This is a genomic window from Endozoicomonas atrinae (assembly GCF_001647025.1).
In the GTDB taxonomy this organism is placed as follows: Bacteria; Pseudomonadota; Gammaproteobacteria; order Pseudomonadales; family Endozoicomonadaceae; genus Endozoicomonas; species Endozoicomonas atrinae.
In genome coordinates, this window is sequence record NZ_LUKQ02000542.1 from 1 (window position 1) to 1,465 (window position 1,465).

At 52.8% G+C, this 1,465-nt stretch carries 2 protein-coding genes; both read right to left on the bottom strand.

Going from position 1 to position 1,465, the window contains the following annotated elements; genetic code table 11:
* The coding region (locus tag AK963_RS28875) for a phage head morphogenesis protein (protein WP_274520567.1) at nt 1-487 on the bottom strand (487 nt) is incomplete at its 3' end.
* A 130-nt stretch (nt 488-617) separates the two neighbouring features.
* Nucleotides 618-1,465: hypothetical protein (locus AK963_RS33975; protein ID WP_202969920.1), on the bottom strand; the 848-nt coding region annotated here is incomplete at its 5' end.

The window sequence follows — 1,465 nt, forward strand, 5'->3', positions numbered from 1 at the left end:
GATGCTCTGGTCGGGTGCGGTGGTCTTCTACGGCGTCATACATCAAAAAGGGGGCAGCCTGGCTGTTGGCCTGGATGCTCTGCCACTGGCCGACGGCATAGGCGCTCTGCAGGTTGGTTCTGAATATGTTCTCTAATCGGGAGGCGCTGCCCAGCTGCGCTTTGGTGATCTTGCCGGTCAATGGGTCGACCACGTCCTGTTTGCCCCACCATCCCGCTTTCTGCAACTTGGGGATCAAGGCTCTTTTGAAGTCTGCCAGGGTATCCCCTGCCTCCAGCATCTTATCCACCTGTTTGTCTACGTACGACAACAGGTCGGTATCCATCATCTTGGCAACGGTAAAGGCAGCGTCATGCTCCTCGCCGATCATGTCCATCCAGCTGAAACTGGCTTTAATGCCTTTCTGCTGAAAGTATTGAATGGCCTGTTCGGGCTTCAGGTTAAAGGCAGCACTCAGTTCAAAAAAGTTGTAGATTTCTGCGGGCATCCCTTAAAATTGCTCCCTGCACTTTCAGGATACAGTCCATCTCTGGACATAAAAAAGCTCCTCTGGTAGTAGGAGCTTTGGTGTTTTTGGATATGGGTGTCAGTCAGGATTGTTCCGCTGGGTGTTATATCTATACTGACTGAGTCGGTACCTGGCTTATTTCATGGGCTGGTTCCTGCGTAGGGACGCTCTGCCTGTTCATTCGTTCTCTGATTCCCAGAATACCCTGTGATACCGCGTTGGCCGCAGCGCTTCCGAGCTCTCTACCACGAGTCAGTGGTTTCATAGCCAGCGCCTGACCACGCAACCCCTCCCGGTAACCGGTAATCCATTGATAGGTTGAATAGCCGGCAATCCCCAACCCGGCCGCAGCACCAAAAAGGGAACCTGTGGTAATTCCGACAGTAGCAGCTGTTGACGCCGTAGCGGCATTTACCGGGCAAACATCACTGTGCGAAAAATCCAGCGCATCCAGCCATTCAGTTCTCGAAGAGCAATTGGCTGTTAACACACGTTGGTCTGCTTTTTGGCAAAGAAGCTGAAGCTGATCATCTGAGATATGTCCCAAATTCTTTAGAGTGCCATTGACCGTGCTGTTCACCGCCGTGGTGTTGGCTACCGTTCCTCCTGACTCAACCAGCCCCCCCCCGATGGCGGCTTCTGCGTTCTTACCCGAGGTTTCGACCGTGCTGTTCACCGCCGTGGTGTTGGCTACCGTTCCTAAAACCACCCCCCCCCCGATGCCGGCGTCTGCATATTCACCCGAGGTGGTAATATGCACATTTTCGGCCTGAATATCACTGACTGTGCCATTCACAGTACAGGCTGCTAACCCAGCAGTCTTACTGGACGTTATATGGGCATCAATAAAGCGAAGGTGACTGATGCTGCCTTGATCCAGCTTTTTAACAAAGCAGTCAGACAGATTGCTGATCGTATGGCACTGCCCATGGTACTGGCCGGTGAATGGGTGTGTAT